Here is a 21,648-nt window from a genome sequence, read left to right as displayed (position 1 = left end):
ATGGAGACTCGACTCGCCCTCCGCTACATCAAAACCGCGGCGGTCGCTTCTCCGCGAACGCCTTGATGCCTTCCTTGATTTCGGTGCCGCGCATGCTGTCGCGGGCGCGGCGGTCGGCGGCTTCGGCGTCGAGTTGGCCGCGGGCGAATTCGTTGATCGCGCGCTTCATGCCGCGCATCGCGACCGGCGCGTTGCCGGCGAGAGTGGCCGCGAGCTTGTCGACGGCTTCATCCAGCGCTTCTTCGTGCATCACCATCGCGGTGAGATAGCCGATCCGCAGCATTTCCGGCGCGTCGATTTTTTGTGCCGTCAGAAACAGCTTCTTGGCGTTGTCGACGCCGAGCCGCGAGGTGTAGCGCATGATGCCGCTCTTGTAATAATGCAGGCCCAGCCGTGCCGCCGGCATGAACATCTCGCCGGAGTCGAGGCCGATGCGGAAATCGCAGGCCAGCGCCAGATCGGTCGAGCCGCCATAGACGCCGCCATTGAGCCGGCAGATCGTGGGAACGCCGAGATCCTCGAGCCGGTTGACGACAACCTCGAACGCCGATCCGGCGCTGTTCTGCTCAACGGCGCTGGTGGCGCGCTCGGCGACCGAATTGAGGTCGTATCCCGCGCTGAAGACGCGGCCGGTGCCGGTGAGCACCAGCACCCGGATGGCGGGATCGGCCTCGATGCGGTCGAACAGTTGCAGCAAGGCGTCGAGGTCGTCGGGCTGCAACCGGTTCAGATGCCGGGGACGGTTGAGGCGGATGGTGGCGCGAGCGCCGTTGATTTCGAGGACCGGCGGTGAGGCCGTCTCGGCGGCGTCGGACATTTTTGTCTCCATTATTGATTTTCAAGCTCGCGCCGTTTGGCTTCGGCATCGATGGTTTCAGCAAGGTCGGGATGGCGTGCCATCAGCACCCGGAAGTCGACGAGGTCAAGCACCAGCAGCTTGGATACCCGCGTGGTCGTGATATTAGCCGACCGCAGATTGTTGCCCAGCAATGCCATCTCGCCAAAGAACGCGCCGTCGCCGAGCGCGACCTTCTTGTCCGGCAGGTCGACCTCGACCTCGCCGTCGGCGATGAAATACATGCAGTCGCCGGCCTGGCCCTTGCGGATGATGGTGGTGCGCGGCGGCAGGTCCATGGTGCGCAGCATCTGGGTGACATCGGCGATCGCCGCCGGACCCAGGGCTGCGAAGAACGGCACCTTGCTGACCGAATCCCAGGTCTTGAGAAAATTGTCGCGGCGGGTCTCCGCGGCAAAGCCGGTGGCGAGAATACCGGTCCAGAGACCGAACACGCCGAGGCCGCAAATCATCACGAAGGCCGCGGCGATCCGGCCGAGCGGCGTGACCGGCACCACGTCGCCATATCCCGTCGTGGTCAGGGTCGCCACCGCCCACCACAGAGCCGAGGGAATGTTGCCGAAGGTGTTGGGCTGGACGTCGCGCTCGAAGTAATAGACCGTCACCGAGGCCAGAAACAGCACCATCAGGAAGATCACCAGCACGCTGATCAGCGGTCCGGATTCCTGCACCAGCACCCGGCGCAATTGCCGCAGCCCCGGAATTCCCGGAATGACCTTCAACGGCCAGAACACGCCGAGCAGCCACGCGGTCCGGGGCTCGGCGCCAAACATCATCGCCAGCGGCACCGCGACGGCGCCGGCGCCATCGACCGCGCCACGGATCGACAGCATGTAGGGCGCGATCCGCTGCGTCATCACCGCCTGGCGAAGCCGGACCACCCATTCGAAGATGAAGAAGACCAGGCAGGCGAACAGCAGGGTATCAACCCAGCGATGCAGCGCCATGTAGGCGGGATCGATGGTGAGAAGAACCATCAGCACCACGCCGGCGGCCACCGCGACGTAGGCCGCTTTGGTCATGTTGCGGCCGGCCGTGGCGGCCAGATAATGCGCCACAAGGGGAGATTCGAGCAGCTTTGACATTGGAAGGCGGCGTCTATCGGTGAAATGAAGGTTTATCCGGCCGTGCCGGGCATGAACAGCTCGACAAGGTGCCCGGGCGGGGGAGGGCCGTCAACGACGGGTGCAAGGACTACAGAATAAATGGACTTCAGAATAAAGCATCCTGGAACAGCGGCCTGGAATAAATCGCAAAATATAACGATCCGGAAAACAGGGTCGCAAAAGCGGCATTTTGGCCGGCATGGCCGGCTAAACCACGACAAAACGTCGCTTTTCCCCTTCTATCAAAAACCGGTGCGCCCCTTATGATCATGGGTCGTGCCGGGGAACATGATCCCTTGCGAAGCTGTCTTGAAATGGGCTGGCCCCGATGGATACTTCACATCTCGCTGAGCATGCCGGTACGGCAGGCGCCTTGTTCGCGTCGGTCTTTGTCGTGGCGACCACCACCATGCGGACCATGATCCCGTTGCGGGTGTTCGGCATCCTCACCAACATCGTCCTGATTATCTCTTCGATCCCGACCCACAATTACCCGACCGGCCTGTTGCACTGCGTCCTGCTGGTGATGAATTCCTACCGCCTGCACCAGATGTTGCAGCTGGTGCGTGACGTGAAGCGATCCGTCAGCAGCGACCTGTCGATGGACTGGCTGAAGCCGTTCATGACCGAGCGCCCTTGCATGGCGGGCGAGATATTATTCTACAAGGATGAGAAGGCCGAGGACATGCTCTACATCGTCAGCGGCCGTTTCAAGCTGATCGAATCCGGCATCGAATTGCCGGTGGGCGCCATCGTCGGTGAACTCGGCATGCTGTCGCCGTCGAATGTGCGAACCCAGTCGCTGGAATGTATCGAGGCCGGTCTCATTCTCAGCGTCAGCTACAGCAAGGTCGAGGAACTCTACGTGCAGAATCCGGCGTTCGGCTTTTACTTTCTCAAGCTCGCCAGCGCCCGGCTGTTCCAGAATCTCGGAACGCTGGAGCAGCGGCTGGCGCAGCAGGCAGCTGCGGTCTCCGCCGCGCCGAAGCCCGCGTAAAGCCGGGATCGCCGGCGTGGCCAGCGTTGTTTCCTCGCTTCGCTATTTGCTCGCCGACCTCATCGGCGACGATGACGATACGCTTCCGCCGCCGCCCAAGGATTTGCCCGACGGCCTGGCCCCCGTGGTCGACAACTGCATCCGCCTTCTGGTCGACTATCAGGGCACCAGCTACGCCGAGCTCTATGTGCACCGCCTGGGACGGTTTGTCGGCCGTACCGGTATCGATGCCGCGATGCTCGGTGACATCGCGCAGCTGATGGCGAGGCGCATGAGCTATCAGGATCCGATCCGGATTGCGCAGTTGAAACTCGTCGAAAACGAGACGCATGGCGAGCCAACCGGCGATCGCCGCAAATTCCGGATCGATGAACTGGTCGGCGCGCTGCCCGCGGTAGTCGCCGAACCGGTGCTCGACGTTCTCGAATGGGTGGACTGGACGCACGCGCCGGTCTCGATCCGCTTCAGCGCGGCGAGCCGATGGGGGATTCGCCGCCTGAAAATCGAGGCGGCGCTGAAACGATGGCGGCTGTTCTCGGTGCGCTATGCCAAGGAGCGGGTCTGGGTCGAACGCTGGCTGCATATGATCGACCGCAGCCTGACCAGGCAGCCACAGGCCACATCTGCGATTATTCAGACGGCGACGATGATCGAGGGTTATGGCAGCCTCTATCGCCATGGTCTGGCCGACTGGCATGCGATCATCGATGGCCTTGTCAAACCGACCTTCGACGGTGTGCTGCCCTTGTTCGATCTTGCCGGCTCCCTCGCCGAGGCGCGCGCCGCCGTGATGCCGGATGCCCGGCAGATCGCGCTCAAGCGCAAGATCGCCGAAATCCGGGCGCGGGCGCTGGATACGAATTCCAGTGCCGTGGTGAGATAGGCTTGCGCGCTGCGCCGCTGGGACAGCTGTGCAACCGTCACAAACGATATTGCAAATATTTACAAAGGAAGGATAATTTCTGTTTCTGGATGATGCGTGGCGGGGAATAGGATTGCCGGGCAGGCACTGGCTGGTACCCTTGCCCCGGGGGAGCGCGTCGGACCCGCCAACCGTCTATCGCCGTTCGGCCACACTGGCTTTTTTTCCAAATCCGCACAGGTGCAATCGGTCTCCGGAGATGTCATAAATGATCCGCACCGGTTGAGTTGTCCGGTCTAGCGCTGACGCCTTTAGGTCTATCGTTCTCGTCTTGCCGTTCTTGTTGCCGTTGTTGCCGTTTCCAATCAGTGCCAGCAAAGGGCGTCAGCTTTGTTGTTTCCCTCCATGTCGTCGTCAGTTCCGGTAGGCGTGCTTATCGGATGGATGCTCGTTCTCACCTTCAAGCACGTCATCGCCGATTTCGTCCTGCAGACGTCCTGGATGGCGCTCGGCAAGGACCAGAAGATCGGATGGGCGCTGCCATTGCTGGCGCATTGTTCGGTCCATCTCGTGGTCGGAATGGCGCTGATCCTGATGATCGCGCCGCGATTCTGGTTTCTCGCCGTGATCGATTTCGTCATTCACCTCATCATCGATCGCGCCAAGGGGCTGTGTGCTTCCACCTTCAACGTGCACCTGGAGCATCCGTGGTTCTGGACGCTGATCGGCGTCGACCAGGCGTTGCATCACCTCACCGGTTTTGGCCTCTCGATTTTCATGGCGGCGAACGGCTGATCGCGCCGGTCTTCACTTGCGGTTCGGGCGATGGCTAGCCACGTCTAGTCGAACACGGGGGATAACCCCCGGGCCATCGTTAGGACGACCCAATGACCGAACAACCGCTTTCGAAAAAGACCGTGGATGTGCTCGATGCCCGCATGGCCTATCACGAGCGCGGCGAGGGCGCGCCGATATTGCTGCTGCACGGCAATCCGACCTCGTCCTATCTCTGGCGCAACGTCATTCCGGAACTCGAGGGGCACGGCCGGCTGATCGCGCCGGACCTGATCGGAATGGGTGATTCCGCCAAATTGCCCGATCCCGACAACGATACCTATCGCTTCACCACCCACCGCAAATATCTCGCCGCCTTCATCGACGCGGTGGTGGGGCCGGCGCAATCCGTCGTGCTGGTGGTGCATGATTGGGGTTCGGCGCTCGGCTTCGACTGGGCCAACCATCACCGCGATCGTGTCCGCGGCATCGCCTATATGGAAGGGATCGTGCGTCCGGTTGCCGGATGGGAAGAATGGAGTGCGGCGGCGACGCCGATCTTTCAGGGATTCCGCTCCGACAAGGGCGAAGCGATGATCCTCGACCGCAACATGTTCGTCGAGCGGGTGCTGCCGGGCTCGGTGTTGCGAAAGCTGACCGAAGCCGAGATGGCGGAATATCGCCGGCCGTTTTCCGAACGCGAGCACCGCTGGCCGACGCTGACCTGGCCGCGGCAGATTCCGATCGCGGGCGAACCCGCCGACGTGGCGCAGATCGCCGCCGACTATTCGAGCTGGATGGCCGAGAATGACCTGCCGAAGCTGTTCGTCAACGCCGAACCCGGCGCGATCCTGATCGGTGCGGTCCGGGAGTTCTGCCGGGGCTGGAAAAACCAGTCCGAGGTGACCGTGCCGGGCTCGCACTTCATCCAGGAGGATTCCGGACCCGCGATCGGCCGGGCAGTGGCGGATTGGATCAAGGCGAACGGGCTCTAGGCGGGGGGCTGCGGTTCCGCAGTTCCGATTCGCGCGCCGTGATCAAGCGTTACTCGGGTACCCCGTACGACTACCGGGCCCGTTGGTTAACTCTTCGTTAGATAATTGCACGGCATCCTCCGCTTTCAGGGGGAACTGTCATGTTTTCAAGCCGCGAAGCCTTCGAGAACGATTTCTGCCCGGTCCGGGATGAATTGCTCGGTGAAATGTATCGCGCCAACCCCAACGGCCTGAACCAACTGGTGGAGAGCGTCTCCTCCGAGGTTCGGGCCATGCTGGCGCTGTTTTGTTATCGCAGAAGCCATCTGCATTCGCTGGCGGTGTCGATCGCCGCAAGCTGCAGCGAGCGTGAGCTGTTCCAGTTGGGCGGTCGTGTCGGCTCAGCCCTGTATGCGCTGTCCCGGGAGCCCGCGGCGCGCGCCGCACCATCAGCGTCCTACGGCCACCGCAAGCCGATCACCCTGTCGACCAAGCCGCTCAGCACGTTCTCGCCGATCGAGGACGAACTGGACGACGAACTCGCTGAGGCCGTAACGGCCTGATGTCGCAGCCGTAGGGTGGGCAAAGGCGCGCTTGCGCCGTGCCCACCATTGAACGTCGGCGACATATCTGGTGGGCACGGCGCGAGAGGCGCCTTTGCCCACCCTACAGATCAATAGCTCATCCCAGCACGGGCAGGCCGTGCCGCCGCCGCGCCATGTCGCATTCGGGGTCGCCGGGCATGCAGGTCCGGCAGACTTCGGGCCGAACAGCATAAATCCCGCAAGCCGTGGCCTCGCCGATCTTGCCTGACAACGCCGAACAGCGGTCGCCGTCGCAGCGCATGCCCGACAGCCGCGCGTTGACGAATTTTTCCGGGATCAGATCAAGCGCTGAATCGTCCTCGGTGGTGAAGCGGGGCCAGTTCGGCGAATAGGAACAGCAGGCTCCGCAAGCCTGGCAGGGACTTTCCACTTCTACCGCAGGATCGCTGTTCTCCATGGCTTGACCTAACATGGCTGGCTTTGGCCCGATATGGCGCCGCGGGCCCTAAGTATCTGCCGGGTGTTCCCAGACCAGGCTGCGGCGCCATTTGGCCCGCAGCGCGGCGCGCCGTTCCGGATAGCAATCATCGTGATATTCCGCGTCGACCACGCGATCGGTTCGAAAGCTGCGGAAATCCTTCCGCAGTTCACACCACGCCGCCAGGATCCGCACCGCCTCGTGATAGCCGATCGCAATCGGCCAGATCGTGCGCTCGCTGTCGCGGCCCTGTTCGTCGCGGTAGCGCAGGGTGATTTTCTTACCTTCGTGAATTTGCGCGCGGGTCCGCGCCATGTCGATGCGGTCGGGCTCCTGGCCCCAGTGCGGCCGCGCCCGGCTGGCGGGCTCGAGCACGAAGGGTCGCAAACGCTCGGGCACGGTGTCGGCGATTTTCGCAATCAGATCCTGTGCGGCGCGCGACAACACCGGATCGGCGTGGCCCGCCACCCATTGCGCACCAAGCACCGCCGCCTCGATCTCGTCGGGCGTCAGCATCAATGGCGGCAGGTCGAATCCCTTCTCCAGGATGTAGCCCATGCCGGCCTCGCCGCGGATCGGCACGCGCTGGCCGATCAGGGTCGCGATGTCGCGGTAGATCGTTCGCTTCGAGGTCTCCAGTTCCTCGGCGATGGCGTCCGCCGTCAGCGGTTTGCCGGTGCGCCGGAGCACCTGGATGATCTGAAACAGCCGGTCGGCGCGTCTCATGGCGGATCTCTTTTCTTCTTTAATTCGCGGGCCGCCGTTTCGATGCTGACAGTATGTTGGCAGCAGGTGGCGGCTATACCCTTGGACAACACGAACCGAGAAGGAATTTGTCCATGGCTAGTCTGCAAGCATTTGGCGCCCGGGAGAGTCTTGGCCCGTTTTGCCGCGCCCAAGTCCAGGTAGTTGCCTTTGTATTGGGGCGTGTGACGGCATTCAACTCCGGTGATCTGCGTTGGGCCATCATCGCCATGGTCCTGCGCCTGCTCGGCGCTGCCTGGGCTTTCGCCGAGCGGCAGTTGAGCTTGTGGGCTGGCCGCGTGCTGCGCCGGGCCTGGCAGGGGGCCCGTTTTGCCGCCGGGAGGCATGCTGCTGACAGCATGGTGGCAGCAGGGGGCCGCTAGGTTCGGGCGTGTTTCGAGCGATCGCAAGCAATCTGGAGAACCCACATGATTACGCTCTATGGTTTTGGCGCAGGTTTCGGACTGCCGGAAATCAGTCCGTTTGTGACCAAGACCGAGGTGCAGTTGAAGATGGCCGGCCTTGCCTATCGCAAGGAGCGGGCGATGCCGCCGGCTTCGCCCAAGGGGCAATTGCCCTATATCGACGATGACGCCCGCAGCATCGCCGATTCCACCTTCATTCGCGCCCATATCGAAAGCAAATATGGTTTCGATTTCGACGCGGGCCTCGATCGGCAGCAGCGCGCACAGGCGTGGGCGTTCGAGCGCATGATCGAGCACCACGTCTATTGGGCGCTGGTCGGGGCGCGCTGGGTCGATCCGGAGAATTTCGCCAAGGGGCCGACGCATTTCTTCGACGGCGCGCCGGAGCATGTCAGGGACAAATTGCGCGAAGACGCGCAATTCCGTGTCGCCGAGAACTACCTGCTGAGCGGCCTCGGCCGCCACGGCCCGGACGACGACGTCGATCTCGCGCTGCGTTCGCTGTTCGCGCTGTCGGTCCAGCTCGGCGACAAGCCGTTTCTGATGGGCGACCGACCCTGCGGCACCGACGCTACGGCGTTCGGAGCGATTGCCGGGATCCTGACGCCGTTCTTCGAGTCGAGATTGCGTGACCAGACCGAGCAGTTCGAGAACCTGACCGCTTATGTCGGCCGCATGATGCAGCAATATTATCCGGGCTTCGCCTGGACGTCGCTGCGGCAGGCGGCTTGAATGATAAAGTGCCGGTTCTGAAAGTCAGAACCGGCGCCTCGATTTTTGTTCTGACGCGCTAATGCGCCGCCACGGGCTCGCCCTTCAATGCGGCAAGCTCCGCCTCCAGTTCCGCGATGCGCCCGTCACGCACTGCCAGCGCTTGCGCCACATCGGCGGCGTCGAATTTTTGCGGGATGTGTTGCGGGCAGTTGGTGTCCCATGCTGCGATCTTGAACAGGATCACCTGCTCGGGCCGGGCCCGGTAGCCCTGCGGCATCAGTGACCTCGTCAACGCCGGATCGTCATCGACCACGCGGGCTTCGCCCCAGATCTTGATCCGGCGGCGATGGGCATAGTCCATCAGGAACATGTAGGCCTTGGGATTTTCCGACAAATTGCCCTGCGTGACGTATTGCCGGTTGCCGGCGTAATCGGCGAACGCCAGCGTGTTCTTGTCCAGGATTTTGACAAAACCCTTGGGTCCGCCGCGGTGCTGGATGTAGGGCTGGCCGTCGGCGGTCGCGGTCGCAAAATAGAAACTGTTGGTCTCGGCAAGCGACGCCGCGAGCCGCTCATCGACCTCGGTGCGCCAGCCGCTCTGTTCTGCCTCGGCGTAGGCCTCGCGCGACCCTTTGCGGGTCTGGATCGCCTTCACCGCCGGGGTGAACGCGACATCGCTCGAATAGGTATGGGTGTCGGACATGAGAGCTTCCTCCGAAGCTTCAGGGGACAAAGGTCCTCTTCACCAATTAAAATGGACCTTTTAATAATTTCTACAATTATCGAGATTGACACTTCATTATTGCAATATATGAAATAGTCCTATGGATCGCCTCGACGCCATGCAAGCCTTTGTCGCGGTCGCCGACCTCCAGGGCTTTGCCCCGGCCGCCCGCAAGCTCGGCCTATCGCCTTCCGGCGTGACCCGGCTGATCGCGGCGCTGGAAGACCGCCTCGGCGCGCGATTGTTGCAGCGAACCACCCGCAAGGTCGCGCTGACCGATGTCGGCACCCGTTATCTGGAACGGGTCAGGCGCATCCTGGCCGATGTCGAGGAAGCCGAGAGCTCCGCCGAGGGCGAGCGCACGCGGCCGAGCGGACGGCTGGTGGTCTCGGCGCCGATCGGATTCGGCCGGCTCCATGTCAGCCCACTGATGTCGGATTATCTGGCGCGCTATCCCGAGGTCACGGCCGAACTGCGGCTGACGGATCGCATGGTCAATCTGGTCGAGGATGGCGTCGATCTCGCGGTCAGGATCGGTCATCTTCCCGACTCCACGCTGGTGGCGCGCCATGTCGGCGAGATGCGGCGGATGGTGGTCGCCTCCGATGGCTACCTCGCGCAACGCGGCGAGCCGGATACCCCCGAGGCGATCGCAACGCATGACACGATTCAATTCGGCGCCGCGACCGCCGCGCCGGAGTGGCGTTTTGTCGAGGACGGCCGCGAAGTCCGCGTGGTGTGCACGCCGCGTTTCACCACCAACAGCGCCGACGCCGCGATCCAGTATGCCGGGCAGGGCGGCGGCCTGACGCGGGTGCTGGCCTATCAGGCCGCGGAGGCGATCAAGGCCGGGCGCTTGAGGATCGTGCTGAAAAAATTCGAACAGCCGGCCTTGCCGATCCACGCGGTCTATCCGACCTCGCGGCTGCTGTCGGCCAAGGTCCGCGCCTTTATCGATCTCGTCATCGAGACCGACGCCTGGCACTTTGGCTAGGCAGACGTCGGTTCCTTCTTCGGCACGACGCGAAACGTGCCGTTAGCTCGCGCGATCACGACATCATCGGCTTTGACCAGGCACTGTGCGAAGCAGATGGTGCTGCCGGTCTTGATCACGTCGGTCTCGACCGTAAACCACTGTCCGATCTGGGCGCTGCTGATGAAATCGATCGACATGCTGACCGTCACCAGCGAATGCACGCCGCGCATCTTGTGGGCGCAGCTATGCCCCATGGCCTTGTCGGTCATCGCTGCAATCAGCCCGCCATGAACGAAGCCGCGCGCGTTGGTATGCGGCGTGGCCAGCCTGACGCCCAGGATAATCGCGTCGGGCGTTTGCCTGGTGTAGATCGGCTCCCACGGATCGGTGAGCGGACTGTGCCGGGACTGGCGTTCGAAACCTTCGGGAATGGCGAGAGTTGTCATACGTTGTGCTCGCATGTTGGCGAATGGATTTCCGCCATTGAACGCGAAGCCGATGCGGATTGCACCGCCTACAAAGTTTTAAACGGAATTTCGCGGGTTGTTTGAAAATGGGAGCGTTTGTGTCGTCATTGCGAGCGGAGCGAAGCAATCCAGAGCCCCAAGCAAGACTGGATTGCTTCGTCGCGGAGCCTGTCATCGGGCGCGCGTTCGCGCGACCCGTTGGCTCCTCGCAATGACGGTCTAGTCCGTTCGACGATGCCCCATCCTATAACGGCAGCCCGACATAATTCTCCGACAGCGAGGTCGTCGCCGCTTGCGAGCTGACGAGATAATCCAGTTCGGCGATCTGGATCCGCGCACCGAACTCGCCCTGATCGGGGAATTTGTGCAGCATCGAGGTCATCCACCAGGAGAAGCGCACCGCTTTCCAGACCCGCGCCAGCGCGGTTGCGGAATAGGCGTCGATGCCGGCGGACGATTTCTCGTCGTAATATTCGCGCAATGCGCGCGACAGATAATGCACGTCGCTGGCGGCGAGGTTGAGCCCCTTGGCGCCGGTCGGCGGCACGATATGGGCAGCGTCGCCGGCCAGGAACATCCGCCCGAACCGCATCGGTTCGGCGACGAAACTGCGTAACGGCGCAATGCTCTTCTCGATCGACGGCCCGGTGACGAGTTCATCGACCGCCTTCTGGTCCAGCCGTCGCTTCAGCTCATCCCAGAACCGCTCGTCCGGCCATTGGTCGATGTGATCGTCGAGCGGGCACTGCACGTAATAGCGGCTGCGATGGGTCGAGCGCATGGTGCACAGCGCAAATCCGCGCGCATGGTTGCTGTAGATCAGTTCGTGGCTGACCGGCGGGGTCTCCGACAGGATGCCGAGCCAGCCGAATGGATAAATCCGCTCATAGGTCTGGATCGCTGACGGCTTCACGCTGGCGCGGCTGATGCCGTGGAAGCCGTCACAGCCGGCGACGAAGTCGCAATCGATCTCGTAGGTGATACTGTCCTTGACATAGGTGACGCGGGGATGATCGGTGTCGAAATCATGCGGCTTGACGTCGGTGGCCTGGTAGATCGTGGTGAGGCCGGCGGCCTTGCGCGCGTTCATCAAATCCAGCGTCACCTCGGTCTGGCCGTAGATCATCATGGACTTGCCGGTGGTGGCGTGGATGTCGATGCGATGGCGCGCGCCGCCGAAGGCGAGCTCGACGCCATGATGGACCAGGCCTTCGCGATGCGCGCGCTGGCCGGCGCCGGCCGCATCGAGCAGGGTGACCGTGCCTTCTTCAAGCAGTCCGGCGCGAATGCGGCCGAGCACGTAGTCCGGCGTCTGCCGCTCCAGGATGATGTTGTCGATTCCGTAAGTGTGAAGCAATTGCCCGAGCAGCAATCCCGCCGGTCCCGCGCCGATGATGGCTACTTGTGTCCGCAATGCCGATTTCCTTTCGGTGCCGTGGTTCGAGATTTTCGCCCGCGATCCGCGGGCTTGCAATGGTAGTTATATCATATAACAGTCTTGGAAAATAACAGTCCTGGAAAATAACAGTCTTGGAAAAGCGGGTCGGTGCAACGCAATGTTTCCGGCGCCTCGCCGCACCGCAAGATGGCGATGCGACCAAGGTACAAGAATAGCGACGTCCAGCGGCAGGCATCCGGCAACACGACCGCCTTGAAAAGTCCCGTCTTGAAAAGGCCGGCAAACTAGATAACATGTTAACTAACAAAACGAGGCGCTGAAGCCCGCATCCAAGCCGAGGGGAGACGTTACCGATGAGACGAGCATTTTTGGCGTTGCTGCTGGCCGCCAGTGTGACGCCGGCCATGACACCAGCCTGGGCGCAGGACAAGGTCGTCAATCTGAAAGTGTCGCTGTGGGTGCCACCGGCGCATCCGCTGGTGCCGGCGACCCAGGCTTGGGCCGCCGACATCGAGAAGGCCTCGGGCGGCAGCATCAAGGTCACGGTGTTCCCCTCCGAGCAACTCGGCAAGGCGTTCGACCATTATGACATGGCGCGCGACGGCATTGCCGACGTCACCTACGTCAATCCTGGCTACCAGCCCGGCCGCTTCCCGATCGCGGCCGCGGGCCAGTTGCCGTTCGTGTTCTCCGACGGCAAGAAGGGCACGCTGGCGCTCAACGAGTGGTACCACAAATACGCCCCCACCGAGATGAAGGACACCAAGCTCTGCTTCGCCTTCATTCACGATCCAGGCTCCCTGCACGGCAAGAAGAAGATCCTCGTTCCCGACGATCTCAAGGGCGTGAAAGTGCGCCCCGCGCAAAGCACCATCGGCGAAATGGTCAAGATGTTCGGCGGCGTCAACATTCAGGCCTCGGCGCCGGAATCGCGTGACGCGCTCGAGCGCGGCACCGCCGACGAGATCACCTTCCCGTGGGGGTCGATCTTCCTGTTCGGCATCGACAAGGTCGTGAAGTATCACATCGACGTGCCGCTCTACACGACCGTGTTCACCTACAACATGAACCTCGACAAATACAATTCGATGTCGGACGCGCAGAAGAAGGTGATCGACGATCACTGCACGCCGGAATGGGCTTCCAAGGTCACCGATCCCTGGACCGACTTCGAAGCCAATGGCCGCGTCAAGATGAAGGCGCTGCCCGACCATGAGGTCTACCCGCTGACCGCGGATCAACTCGCGCTATGGAAGAACGCCGTCAAGCCGCTGCACGACAGTTGGGCCGCGGCGGTGACCAAGGCCGGCGGCGACGCCGCCGCGATCGACGCCGATTTGCAGGCGACGCTGAAGAAATACGGCGCGGGGCTTTGAACTCTTCGTCATTCCCGGGCGCGCGAAGCGCGAGCCCGGAATCCATAGCCCCTGCAGGGAGTATGGATTCCGGGCCCACGCAAAGATGCGTGTCCCGGAATGACGGTCTTTAATGTGGAAGTGATCACGCCAGCCGCCATGAACACATGACCGCCACCCCCGAAATCACCCGCGAAGGCGTCGTCACCGGCCCGCCTGCGCCGGTGCGCAAGAACGTGATGGACCGCTTCATCGATTCGATCGAATGGATCGCGGCGTTCTTTGTCGGCATCGTCGCGCTCAACACCTTCACCGCGGTCGTGATGCGAAAGTTCTTCGCGGTGACGATTCCCGACTACTACAATTTCGGCCAGTTCCTGCTCGGCATCCTGATCTTCTGGGGCATCGCCGCCACCTCCTATCGCGGCACCCACATCACGGTTGATCTGATCTGGGCCAACGCAACCCCGAAATACCAGCGCTGGATCGACGTATTCGCGACATCGGTGCTGCTGTTCGTGGTGACGGTGCAGACCTATACGCTGTTCGATAAAGTCGTGAGCACCTACAACGCGCACATCGTCACCATGGATCTGCAAGTGCCGATCTGGCCGTTCTTCCTGGTATCGTGGATCGGCGACGTCTCGGCGGTGCTGCTGATCGCGGTCCGCACCTATAGGCTGATCTTCCATCCCGAAGATATCCATGACGCCAAAATCAAGATCGCGGAGTAGGCCGATATGAGCAATGAGGCCGTGGCCCTGATCGGCTTCGTCAGCCTGTTCGCGCTGATGCTGCTGCGCGTGCCGGTCGGCATGGCGATGGGCCTCGTCGGCATTACCGGCTTTGGCTACCTCACCGGCTTTGCACCGGCCTTGAAACTGGTCGGCCAGACCACGATGCGCACGGTGACGGATTATTCGTTCGGCGTGATTCCGATGTTCCTCTTGATGGGCGCGTTCGTGTCGGTCTCCGGCATCAGCCGCGAATTGTTTCGCGCCGCCAACACCTTTGTCGGGCACTGGAAGGGCGGCCTCGGCATTGCCACCATCGCTGCCTGCGGCGGCTTCGCCGCGATTTCCGGCTCGTCGGTTGCGACCGCGGCGACGTTCTCGGCGGTGGCCTATCCGGAGATGCGGCGGTTCGGCTACCCGCAATCCTTTGCCGCCGGCGTGATCGCGGTCGGCGGTACTTTGGGGGCGATGCTGCCGCCGTCCACGGTGCTCGCGGTCTACGGCATCATCACCCAGCAGGACATCGGCAAGCTGTTCATCGCCGGCATCGTGCCGGGGCTGCTCGCGATCGTGATGCACATGATCACCATCGGCATCATCGGTGTCGTGCGGCCGGGATTCCTGCCGGCGGGACCGCGGGCGTCATGGCATGAGCGGCTGCTCGCGCTGCGCGACGTGTGGTCGCCGCTGCTGTTGTTCGTGTTCGTGATCGGCGGGCTCTATGGCGGCTTCTTCATTCCGACCGAGGCCGGCGCGGTCGGCGCCGTCGGCGCCTTCCTCATCGGCATTCTCCGCGGCAAGCTAACGAAAGACGGCATCCTGCAATCGCTGTTGCAGGCGACGCGCACCGCGGCCGCCGTGTTCACCGTGCTGATCGGCGCATTGTGTTTTGGCTATTTCCTGACCATCACCCAGACGCCGCAGAACGTCACATCATTCCTGACCGGTCTCGGCCTCGGCCCCTATGGGGTGCTGGCGCTGATCCTGCTGATGTACCTGGTGCTGGGCTGCCTGATGGACGCGATGGCGATGGTGATCCTCACCGTGCCGATCGTGTTTCCGGTGGTGACGGCGCTCGGCTTCGATCCGATCTGGTTCGGCATCGTCATCGTGATGACGGTCGAACTCGGCCTCATTCATCCGCCGGTCGGCATGAACGTCTTCGTGATCAAGAGCGTGATCAAGGACGTCGACATGTCCACGATCTTCGTCGGCGTGCTGCCGTTCGTGGTGACCGATCTGATCCGGCTGGTGATCCTGATTCTGTTCCCGCTGCTGGCAACATGGCTGCCGCAAAGGATGTTGGGATAATTCATGACGCCACAACTTCAGACCAGATATGTCTTCACCATCACCGCGAATATCGGCGAGGTGACCTCGGTCGGCGATATCGGGTCCGGCGTCCGCCGCATCATCCCGATCACCGGCGGCGAGGTGAAGGGCGAGGGCATCAGCGGCAAGGTCTGTGCCTTCGGTGCTGATTTCCAGATCATCCGGCCCAACGAACTGATCGAACTCGAAGCCAAATATGCCTTCGAGACCGATGACGGCGCGGTGGTCTATGTCGAGAACAAGGGCCTTCGCTTCGGCCCGGTCGACCTGCTGCAAAAACTCAAGCGCGGCGAACCGGTCGATCCCAGCCTAATTTACTTCCGCACCGTGCCGAAATTCGAAACAGGCCACCCGAAATACCGCTGGCTGATGGAGCATCTCTTCATCGGCTCCGCCGCCCGCCACGCCGACCGCGTCGTGATCGACGTTCATCAGGTGCTGTGAAGAAAACCGGCTCGCGCAGCGACCCCTCAGCGTCGTCCCGGCCTTGCGCCGGGACCCATACTCCGTGTCGTCGCGTTTCGGCAGTGGGGTTGACGCCTTATGGAATAACCAGCGCCGGGGGCTATGGGTCCCGGCTCAAGGCCGGGACGACGGGACTCCCCGATTGACTCCTGCACCAATAGTTATAAAACATAACTATTCTGGACGGGAACCAATAAACCCATGGGAAACGCTGCTGCTGCGACCGCCGAACGGGCGGCGCTGCTCACCATCGAGATCAAGGATGCGGTGCTGACCGTGGGCCTCAACCGCCCCGCAAAACGCAACGCGCTCAATGACGGCATCATCCTGGCGCTGCAGGATTGTTTTGCTGACCTTCCGGATAGCATCGGCGCCGTGGTGATCCACGGCATCGGCGATCATTTCTCCTCCGGCCTCGATCTGTCGGAATTGACCGAACACGACGCCACCGAGGGCCTGCGGCATTCGCAGATGTGGCATCGGGTGTTCGACCGCATTCAATACAGCCGCGTGCCGGTCATCGCCGCGCTGAAGGGCGCGGTGATCGGCGGCGGGCTGGAACTGGCCTGCGCGGCGCATATCCGTGTCGCCGAACCGTCGGCCTATTTCGCGCTGCCGGAGGGTCAGCGCGGCATTTTCGTTGGCGGCGGCGGATCGGTGCGGCTGCCGCGGCTGATCGGCGTCGCGCGGATGACCGACATGATGCTGACGGGCCGGGTCTATTCCGCCACCGAAGGCGCCTCCTACGGCTTTGCGCAATATCTCACCGAGGAAGGCCACGCGTTGGCCAAGGCGATGGAACTGGCGGCCAAAGTGGCGAACAATGCGCCGTTGACCAATTTCGCGGTGTTGCAGGCGCTGCCGTTGATCGCCGAAGCCAATCCACAAACCGGCTTGCTGATGGAATCCCTGATGGCGACCGTGGCGCAGAGCGACAAAGAGGCCAAACAGCGGATCCGGGCGTTCCTCGATCGCAAGACCGCCAAAGTGAAGCCGACCTGACATGAGCGCAAAGCCCGAGATCGCGATAACGGCCGCAAACAGCAACACCCCCGATCGCGGCGGCAAGGCCTTGCCGCTGCGCGCGATCTCGTTCGGCGATCCCGACGTGTCGGTCGAGCGCCGCGATGACGGCACGATTTATCTGCGGCCAAAACGCCCGCTTGGCGACTATCCGGTTCGCTTGACCGATCGCCTGCATCATTGGGCGAGGCTGGAGCCGAACCGCGTCTTCATGGCCGAGCGCAGCAAGGGCGGCGGCTGGCGGCAGATCACCTACGCGCAATTGCTGAGCTCGACCCGGCGCATTGCGTCAGCGTTGCTGGCGCGGGGCCTTTCGGCAGAGGAGCCGATCGTGATCCTGTCCGGCAATTCGATCGATCACGCGCTGATCGCGTTCGGCGCGCTCTATGCCGGCATTCCATTCTGTCCGGTATCGCCGGCCTATTCGCTGGTCTCCCGGGATTACGGCAAGCTCGGCTTCCTGATGAAGCTATTGACGCCCGCTCTGGTGTTCGCCGACGACGCCGTCAAATTCGCCGATGCGCTCACCGCCAACGCTCCCGCCTCTGCCGAGATCGTCGTCTCGCATGGCACGGTGGCTGGACGTGACGTGACCAGCCTGGCCGACCTGCTGGCGACGCCGGAGCATCCCAGCCTCGATGCGATCCACGATGCGATCGGCCCTGACACCATCGCGAAATTCCTGCTCACGTCGGGCTCGACCGGCAATCCCAAGGCGGTCATCAACACCCAGCGGATGCTCTGCGCCAATCAGGTGATGTTGCGCGAAACGCTCGCGTTCCTGAAGGACGAGCCACCGGTCATCGTCGACTGGTTGCCGTGGAATCATACCTTTGGCGGCAACCACAATGTCGGGCTGACGCTGTTCAACGGCGGCTCAATGTATCTCGACGAGGGCAAGCCGATGCCTGATAGCATCGAGGAGACCGTGCGCAATCTCCGTGAGATCTCGCCGACGGTCTATTTCAATGTTCCGAAAGGCTACGAATCGCTGCTGCCCTATCTGCGCGACGACCAGGCGTTGCGGGCCAAGTTCTTTGATCGCCTGCATGCGATGTTCTTCTCGGGTGCTGCGCTGTCGCCCTATGTCTGGAACAGTCTCGACGCGCTCGCGGTGCAGGAGAAGGGCTATCGTGTGCCCGTCCTGACCGGCCTCGGCGCCACCGAGACCTCACCGTTTTTCATGTCGGTGCGGCCGGACACCAGCCGCTCCGGCCATGTCGGGCTTCCGGTCCTGGGCAATGACGCCAAGCTGGTGCCCAACAACGGCAAGCTCGAAGTTCGCGCCAAGGGGCCGAATGTCACGCCGGGCTATTGGCGTCAGCCGGAGTTGACCGCGAAAGCGTTCGACGAGGAAGGCTTTTATAAATTCGGCGATGCGCTGAAGCTCGCGGTTGCCGATGATTTCGACGCCGGGTTCGATTTCGACGGCCGTATCGCTGAGGACTTTAAATTGGCCAGCGGCACCTGGGTCAGCGTCGGTCCGCTGCGGGCGCGGTTCATCGCCGCCTGCGCGCCGCTGGTGCGGGATGTCGTGATTGCCGGCATCAACCGCGATGAAATATCGGCGCTGGTGGTGCTCGATCTCGACGGCTGCCGGCTGCTCGCTCCCGAGCTGCCATCGGGCGACATCGCGGCGGCGGCCGCGAACCCAAAAATCCGTGAGGCGTTTTTCGAGCGGTTCAGGAAATTTCTGGCGACATCGACCGGATCGTCGACGCGGGTTACCCGTGCTGTCCTGGTCGATACGCCGTTGTCGATCGATCGCGGCGAAGTTACCGACAAGGGCTCGATCAATCAGCGCGCGGTGCTGGAGCATCGCGACGCGCTGGTCGAGGAGCTCTATGCGCCGACGCCACCGGCCCATGTGATCACGCTCTAACCGGTTTCGAAAATTCAATTCAGCAAGGGAGAGAACCATGCAGCTTAGAGATCACGCGGCCATCGTCACCGGCGGCGCATCGGGATTGGGGGCCGCGACCGCGCGCCGGCTCGCCGCCCAGGGCGCCAAGGTCGCGGTATTCGACCTCAACGCCAAGCTCGCCGAAGCCGTCGCGGCCGAGATCGGTGGCGTTGCCGTGATCGCCGATGTTTCCGATGCGGCTTCCGCCGAAGCCGCCGTGGTCGCGGCCGCGAAGGCGCATGGCCCGGCGCGGGTGCTGGTGAATTGTGCCGGCATCGGCGTCGCCAAGCGGGTGATCGGCAAGGAAGGCCCAATGCCGCTCGCCGATTTCGAGAAGGTGATCAAGGTCAATCTGATCGGCTCCTTCAACATGCTGCGGCTCGCCACCGCGGCGATGTCCAAGCTGGAGCCGCTGTCGACCGGCGAGCGCGGCATCGCGATCTGCACCGCGTCGGTCGCGGCCTATGACGGCCAGATCGGCCAATCGGCTTACGCGGCGTCGAAAGGCGGCATCGTCGGCATGACGCTGCCGATCGCGCGCGAACTGGCGCAGTTCGGCATTCGCGTGCTGACCATCGCGCCGGGCCTGTTCCTGACGCCGCTGTTGGCCGGTCTGCCACAGGAAGCGCAGGACAGCCTTGCCGCCGCGATCCCGTTCCCGCGCCGGCTCGGCCACGCCGACGAGTTCGCCTCGCTGGCGCTGCACATGATCGATAATCCCTATCTGAATGGCGAAGTGGTGCGCCTCGACGCCTCGCTGCGCATGGCGCCGCGGTAATTTTGGTGAGGACGAGTAGCAGTCTGTAAAATACGTCGAGTTCAGCGTCACCTCTCCCATCGGGAGAGGTGTAAGGACTACCGCTGCCGCTCTATCAAGGTCAGGTGAAACCATGTTCGTCCACCGCCGTGACGTGCAGATCCAATGGGGCGATTGCGACCCTGCGAACATCGTCTATTACCCGCGCTATTTTGCGATGTTCGACGATTCGACATCGATCCTGTTCGAGGCCGCGGGGTTCTCCAAACAGGACATCGTCAAGAAATACGGCCTGGTCGGCATTCCCATGGTGGACACGCGGGCGAAATTCCATATCGCCTCCACCCATGGCGACTGGATCGGAATCGAAAGCCGGGTCGAGAGCTTCAAGCGCTCGAGCTTCGAGGTCACCCATAGGGTATTCAAGGGCGAGGCGCTGGCGATCGAGGCGTTCGAGACGAGGGTGCTGGTCGGCCGTCACCCGGACGACCCGGCGCGGCTGAAATCCGCAGCCGTGCCGCCGGAGATCATCGAGCGGTTCATGCGGGGCTGACGTCTGTTCGGGCTTGCCTGGTCTGTCTCATGACCTAAAGAAGGGGCTGAATTGGCCGCAAGACTTTGCTTTAAAAAGATACTTCAGGGAGGAAACAATGAATAAGGCTCTTCTGTCCGCCGCGATCACCGCGGCGGTGCTGGCGCTGCCGGCTTTGCCGGCGTGCGCGCAAACCAGTGAAATCACCATCGGCATCTCGATCTCGACCACGGGACCTGCCGCGGCGCTCGGCATTCCCGAACGCAACGCGCTGGAATTCGTGCCCAAGGAGATCGGCGGCGTGCCGCTCAAGATCATCGTGCTCGATGACGGCGGCGATCCGACCAATGCCACCACCAATGCGCGGCGCTTTGTCACGGAATCGAAGGCCGACGTCATCATGGGTTCGGCGACGACCCCGCCGACCATCGCGATATCCAATGTCGCCAACGAGGCCGGAATTCCCCATCTCGGGCTCGCGCCGTTTCCGATCACGCCGGAGCGCGCCAAATGGTCGGTCGATATGCCGCAGCCGGTGCCGATCATGGGCAAGGTGCTGTACGAGCACATGAAGGCGCACAATATCAAGACCGTCGGCTATATCGGCTATTCCGATTCCTATGGCGATCTCTGGTTCAATGATCTGAAGAAGCAGGGCGAAGCGATGGGCCTGCAGGTCGTCGACGACGAGCGTTTCGCGCGGCCGGATACCTCGGTGGCGGGACAGGTGTTGAAACTGGTCGCCGCCAATCCGGATGCGGTCCTGGTCGGCGCCTCCGGTACCGCGGCGGGATTGCCGCAGACCGCGCTGCGCGAGCGCGGTTACAAGGGGCTGATTTACCAGACCCATGGCGCCGCCAGCATGGACTTCATCCGCATCTCCGGCGCCGCGGCCGAAGGCGTGATCATGGCGTCAGGTCCGGTGATGGATCCGGAGGATCAGGCCGACAGCGCGCTGACCAAGAAGCCGGGCCTCGCGCTCAACACCGCCTATGAGGCCAAATACGGCGCCAACAGCCGCAGCCAGTTCGCCGGCCACGCCTACGACGCCTTCCAGGTGCTGCTGCGCGTGATCCCGGTGGCGTTGAAAACCGCAAAACCCGGCACGCCGGAATTTCGCGAAGCCATTCGCCAGGCTTTCCTGAGCGAACGCGAAATCGCGGCAAGCCAGGGCGTCTACAACTTCACAGAAAAAGACCGCTACGGCCTCGACGACCGCTCCCGCATCCTGCTGACGGTCAAGGACGGCAAGTACGTTCCGGCGAAGTGAGGGGGACCTTTCGTCAAGACGCACGATCGGAATGAATTAAAGCCGGCCTCACGAGGCCGGCTTTTTCTTCTCCCCTCCCCCTTGCGGGGAGGGGTCGGGGGTGGGGGTTCAACAAGCAAGGCTTTGGCGATCTTGTCGAAGCAGGATTTCAAGTTTTGGAGTCTGTCTGTCCGGCCTCAATCTCAGTGCCCGCGGACCCCCACCCCCGACCTCGAGAGCGAGCTTTGCTCGCCTCG

24 protein-coding genes are annotated in these 21,648 nt (G+C 62.6%); 17 read left to right on the top strand and 7 right to left on the bottom strand.

Annotated features, from left to right (window positions below; all coding sequences use genetic code 11):
* Window positions 1-28 precede the first annotated feature (28 nt).
* On the bottom strand, window positions 29-817 hold the full coding sequence (locus GSQ88_RS01610) for an enoyl-CoA hydratase/isomerase family protein (protein WP_159005539.1): 789 nt from the start codon (window positions 815-817) through the stop codon (window positions 29-31).
* An 11-nt stretch (window positions 818-828) separates the two neighbouring features.
* On the bottom strand, window positions 829-1,941 hold the full coding sequence (locus GSQ88_RS01605; protein ID WP_159005537.1) for a cyclic nucleotide-gated ion channel: 1,113 nt from the start codon (window positions 1,939-1,941) through the stop codon (window positions 829-831).
* A 349-nt stretch (window positions 1,942-2,290) separates the two neighbouring features.
* Between GSQ88_RS01605 and GSQ88_RS01600 the strand changes: the two genes are divergently transcribed.
* From GSQ88_RS01600 to GSQ88_RS01580, 5 genes are all read left to right on the top strand, one after another.
* On the top strand, window positions 2,291-2,959 hold the full coding sequence (locus tag GSQ88_RS01600; RefSeq protein ID WP_159005535.1) for a Crp/Fnr family transcriptional regulator: 669 nt from the start codon (window positions 2,291-2,293) through the stop codon (window positions 2,957-2,959).
* A gap of 16 nt (window positions 2,960-2,975) precedes the next feature.
* Window positions 2,976-3,842 carry a DUF6537 domain-containing protein gene (locus tag GSQ88_RS01595; RefSeq protein WP_159005534.1) on the top strand — a complete coding sequence of 289 codons (867 nt, stop codon included), beginning with the start codon at window positions 2,976-2,978 and terminating at the stop codon, window positions 3,840-3,842.
* A gap of 423 nt (window positions 3,843-4,265) precedes the next feature.
* The gene (locus GSQ88_RS01590; protein WP_159005532.1) at window positions 4,266-4,616 is read left to right on the top strand and encodes a DUF3307 domain-containing protein; all 351 of its coding nucleotides are present in this window, start codon (window positions 4,266-4,268) and stop codon (window positions 4,614-4,616) included.
* Between the two features lie 92 nt (window positions 4,617-4,708).
* The gene (locus GSQ88_RS01585; RefSeq protein WP_159005530.1) at window positions 4,709-5,590 is read left to right on the top strand and encodes a haloalkane dehalogenase; all 882 of its coding nucleotides are present in this window, start codon (window positions 4,709-4,711) and stop codon (window positions 5,588-5,590) included.
* Between the two features lie 140 nt (window positions 5,591-5,730).
* The gene (locus GSQ88_RS01580; protein ID WP_159005528.1) at window positions 5,731-6,132 is read left to right on the top strand and encodes a hypothetical protein; all 402 of its coding nucleotides are present in this window, start codon (window positions 5,731-5,733) and stop codon (window positions 6,130-6,132) included.
* A 118-nt stretch (window positions 6,133-6,250) separates the two neighbouring features.
* Here the strand turns inward: GSQ88_RS01580 and GSQ88_RS01575 are convergent, their stop codons facing one another.
* A complete protein-coding gene (locus GSQ88_RS01575) occupies window positions 6,251-6,586 on the bottom strand; it encodes a YkgJ family cysteine cluster protein (protein ID WP_349628196.1) in 336 nt (111 codons plus the stop codon).
* A gap of 33 nt (window positions 6,587-6,619) precedes the next feature.
* Window positions 6,620-7,318, bottom strand: a complete 699-nt coding sequence (locus GSQ88_RS01570) for a helix-turn-helix transcriptional regulator (RefSeq protein ID WP_159005526.1) — start codon at window positions 7,316-7,318, stop codon at window positions 6,620-6,622.
* A 113-nt stretch (window positions 7,319-7,431) separates the two neighbouring features.
* Between GSQ88_RS01570 and GSQ88_RS01565 the strand changes: the two genes are divergently transcribed.
* A complete protein-coding gene (locus tag GSQ88_RS01565; RefSeq protein ID WP_159005524.1) occupies window positions 7,432-7,719 on the top strand; it encodes a hypothetical protein in 288 nt (95 codons plus the stop codon).
* A 45-nt stretch (window positions 7,720-7,764) separates the two neighbouring features.
* The gene (locus GSQ88_RS01560; RefSeq protein WP_159005522.1) at window positions 7,765-8,493 is read left to right on the top strand and encodes a glutathione S-transferase family protein; all 729 of its coding nucleotides are present in this window, start codon (window positions 7,765-7,767) and stop codon (window positions 8,491-8,493) included.
* Window positions 8,494-8,551: 58 nt separating this feature from the next.
* Here the strand turns inward: GSQ88_RS01560 and GSQ88_RS01555 are convergent, their stop codons facing one another.
* Window positions 8,552-9,178 carry a pyridoxamine 5'-phosphate oxidase family protein gene (locus tag GSQ88_RS01555; protein WP_159005520.1) on the bottom strand — a complete coding sequence of 209 codons (627 nt, stop codon included), beginning with the start codon at window positions 9,176-9,178 and terminating at the stop codon, window positions 8,552-8,554.
* A 121-nt stretch (window positions 9,179-9,299) separates the two neighbouring features.
* On the opposite strand from GSQ88_RS01555, the gene GSQ88_RS01550 reads away from it, so the two are divergent.
* The gene (locus tag GSQ88_RS01550) at window positions 9,300-10,193 is read left to right on the top strand and encodes a LysR family transcriptional regulator (RefSeq protein WP_159005518.1); all 894 of its coding nucleotides are present in this window, start codon (window positions 9,300-9,302) and stop codon (window positions 10,191-10,193) included.
* Here the strand turns inward: GSQ88_RS01550 and GSQ88_RS01545 are convergent.
* A complete protein-coding gene (locus GSQ88_RS01545; protein ID WP_159005517.1) occupies window positions 10,190-10,621 on the bottom strand; it encodes a PaaI family thioesterase in 432 nt (143 codons plus the stop codon). The two genes, GSQ88_RS01550 and GSQ88_RS01545, sit on opposite strands and share 4 nt — an antisense overlap.
* 265 nt (window positions 10,622-10,886) lie before the next feature.
* Complete coding sequence (pobA, locus tag GSQ88_RS01540) at window positions 10,887-12,056, bottom strand: 4-hydroxybenzoate 3-monooxygenase (protein ID WP_159005515.1); 1,170 nt, start codon at window positions 12,054-12,056, stop codon at window positions 10,887-10,889.
* 338 nt (window positions 12,057-12,394) lie between these two features.
* On the opposite strand from pobA, the gene GSQ88_RS01535 reads away from it, so the two are divergent.
* The 9 genes from GSQ88_RS01535 (at window position 12,395) to GSQ88_RS01495 (ending at window position 21,412) form a co-directional block, all read left to right on the top strand.
* Window positions 12,395-13,417: a TRAP transporter substrate-binding protein gene (locus GSQ88_RS01535; RefSeq protein WP_159005513.1), complete on the top strand. Its 1,023-nt coding sequence runs from the start codon at window positions 12,395-12,397 to the stop codon at window positions 13,415-13,417.
* Between the two features lie 203 nt (window positions 13,418-13,620).
* Window positions 13,621-14,130: a TRAP transporter small permease gene (locus GSQ88_RS01530; RefSeq protein ID WP_174247893.1), complete on the top strand. Its 510-nt coding sequence runs from the start codon at window positions 13,621-13,623 to the stop codon at window positions 14,128-14,130.
* A gap of 6 nt (window positions 14,131-14,136) precedes the next feature.
* The gene (locus tag GSQ88_RS01525) at window positions 14,137-15,441 is read left to right on the top strand and encodes a TRAP transporter large permease (RefSeq protein ID WP_159005509.1); all 1,305 of its coding nucleotides are present in this window, start codon (window positions 14,137-14,139) and stop codon (window positions 15,439-15,441) included.
* 3 nt (window positions 15,442-15,444) lie between these two features.
* The gene (locus tag GSQ88_RS01520) at window positions 15,445-15,906 is read left to right on the top strand and encodes a DUF3237 domain-containing protein (protein WP_159005507.1); all 462 of its coding nucleotides are present in this window, start codon (window positions 15,445-15,447) and stop codon (window positions 15,904-15,906) included.
* Between the two features lie 222 nt (window positions 15,907-16,128).
* A complete protein-coding gene (locus GSQ88_RS01515) occupies window positions 16,129-16,929 on the top strand; it encodes a crotonase/enoyl-CoA hydratase family protein (protein ID WP_159005505.1) in 801 nt (266 codons plus the stop codon).
* Between the two features lies 1 nt (window position 16,930).
* A complete protein-coding gene (locus GSQ88_RS01510; RefSeq protein WP_159005503.1) occupies window positions 16,931-18,832 on the top strand; it encodes a feruloyl-CoA synthase in 1,902 nt (633 codons plus the stop codon).
* 37 nt (window positions 18,833-18,869) lie between these two features.
* Window positions 18,870-19,631, top strand: coding sequence for an SDR family NAD(P)-dependent oxidoreductase (locus tag GSQ88_RS01505; RefSeq protein ID WP_159005501.1), 762 nt, complete (start codon window positions 18,870-18,872; stop codon window positions 19,629-19,631).
* A gap of 112 nt (window positions 19,632-19,743) precedes the next feature.
* Window positions 19,744-20,163: an acyl-CoA thioesterase gene (locus GSQ88_RS01500; RefSeq protein WP_159005499.1), complete on the top strand. Its 420-nt coding sequence runs from the start codon at window positions 19,744-19,746 to the stop codon at window positions 20,161-20,163.
* Between the two features lie 97 nt (window positions 20,164-20,260).
* Window positions 20,261-21,412, top strand: coding sequence for an ABC transporter substrate-binding protein (locus GSQ88_RS01495; RefSeq protein ID WP_159005497.1), 1,152 nt, complete (start codon window positions 20,261-20,263; stop codon window positions 21,410-21,412).
* Window positions 21,413-21,648 lie beyond the last annotated feature (236 nt).

It is taken from the genome of Bradyrhizobium sp. S69 (genome assembly GCF_009766005.1).
Classification (GTDB): domain Bacteria; phylum Pseudomonadota; class Alphaproteobacteria; order Rhizobiales; family Xanthobacteraceae; genus Bradyrhizobium.
Note: the sequence above shows the minus strand (reverse complement) of the source record. Positions and strands in the feature narration are given on the sequence as shown.

What these genes read in the sequence shown, in the direction of transcription:
- GSQ88_RS01590 (WP_159005532.1), top strand. Translation starts at nt 4,266, where the DNA reads ATGCTCGTTCTCACCTTCAAGCACGTCATCGCCGATTTCGTCCTGCAG.
- GSQ88_RS01495 (WP_159005497.1), top strand. Translation starts at nt 20,261, where the DNA reads ATGAATAAGGCTCTTCTGTCCGCCGCGATCACCGCGGCGGTGCTGGCG.
- GSQ88_RS01560 (WP_159005522.1), top strand. Translation starts at nt 7,765, where the DNA reads ATGATTACGCTCTATGGTTTTGGCGCAGGTTTCGGACTGCCGGAAATC.
- GSQ88_RS01580 (WP_159005528.1), top strand. Translation starts at nt 5,731, where the DNA reads ATGTTTTCAAGCCGCGAAGCCTTCGAGAACGATTTCTGCCCGGTCCGG.
- GSQ88_RS01515 (WP_159005505.1), top strand. Translation starts at nt 16,129, where the DNA reads ATGGGAAACGCTGCTGCTGCGACCGCCGAACGGGCGGCGCTGCTCACC.
- GSQ88_RS01535 (WP_159005513.1), top strand. Translation starts at nt 12,395, where the DNA reads ATGAGACGAGCATTTTTGGCGTTGCTGCTGGCCGCCAGTGTGACGCCG.
- GSQ88_RS01600 (WP_159005535.1), top strand. Translation starts at nt 2,291, where the DNA reads ATGGATACTTCACATCTCGCTGAGCATGCCGGTACGGCAGGCGCCTTG.
- GSQ88_RS01545 (WP_159005517.1), bottom strand. Translation starts at nt 10,621, where the DNA reads ATGACAACTCTCGCCATTCCCGAAGGTTTCGAACGCCAGTCCCGGCAC.
- GSQ88_RS01555 (WP_159005520.1), bottom strand. Translation starts at nt 9,178, where the DNA reads ATGTCCGACACCCATACCTATTCGAGCGATGTCGCGTTCACCCCGGCG.
- GSQ88_RS01585 (WP_159005530.1), top strand. Translation starts at nt 4,709, where the DNA reads ATGACCGAACAACCGCTTTCGAAAAAGACCGTGGATGTGCTCGATGCC.
- GSQ88_RS01570 (WP_159005526.1), bottom strand. Translation starts at nt 7,318, where the DNA reads ATGAGACGCGCCGACCGGCTGTTTCAGATCATCCAGGTGCTCCGGCGC.
- GSQ88_RS01510 (WP_159005503.1), top strand. Translation starts at nt 16,931, where the DNA reads ATGAGCGCAAAGCCCGAGATCGCGATAACGGCCGCAAACAGCAACACC.
- GSQ88_RS01605 (WP_159005537.1), bottom strand. Translation starts at nt 1,941, where the DNA reads ATGTCAAAGCTGCTCGAATCTCCCCTTGTGGCGCATTATCTGGCCGCC.
- GSQ88_RS01505 (WP_159005501.1), top strand. Translation starts at nt 18,870, where the DNA reads ATGCAGCTTAGAGATCACGCGGCCATCGTCACCGGCGGCGCATCGGGA.
- GSQ88_RS01550 (WP_159005518.1), top strand. Translation starts at nt 9,300, where the DNA reads ATGGATCGCCTCGACGCCATGCAAGCCTTTGTCGCGGTCGCCGACCTC.
- GSQ88_RS01565 (WP_159005524.1), top strand. Translation starts at nt 7,432, where the DNA reads ATGGCTAGTCTGCAAGCATTTGGCGCCCGGGAGAGTCTTGGCCCGTTT.
- GSQ88_RS01610 (WP_159005539.1), bottom strand. Translation starts at nt 817, where the DNA reads ATGTCCGACGCCGCCGAGACGGCCTCACCGCCGGTCCTCGAAATCAAC.
- GSQ88_RS01500 (WP_159005499.1), top strand. Translation starts at nt 19,744, where the DNA reads ATGTTCGTCCACCGCCGTGACGTGCAGATCCAATGGGGCGATTGCGAC.
- GSQ88_RS01520 (WP_159005507.1), top strand. Translation starts at nt 15,445, where the DNA reads ATGACGCCACAACTTCAGACCAGATATGTCTTCACCATCACCGCGAAT.
- GSQ88_RS01575 (WP_349628196.1), bottom strand. Translation starts at nt 6,586, where the DNA reads ATGTTAGGTCAAGCCATGGAGAACAGCGATCCTGCGGTAGAAGTGGAA.
- GSQ88_RS01525 (WP_159005509.1), top strand. Translation starts at nt 14,137, where the DNA reads ATGAGCAATGAGGCCGTGGCCCTGATCGGCTTCGTCAGCCTGTTCGCG.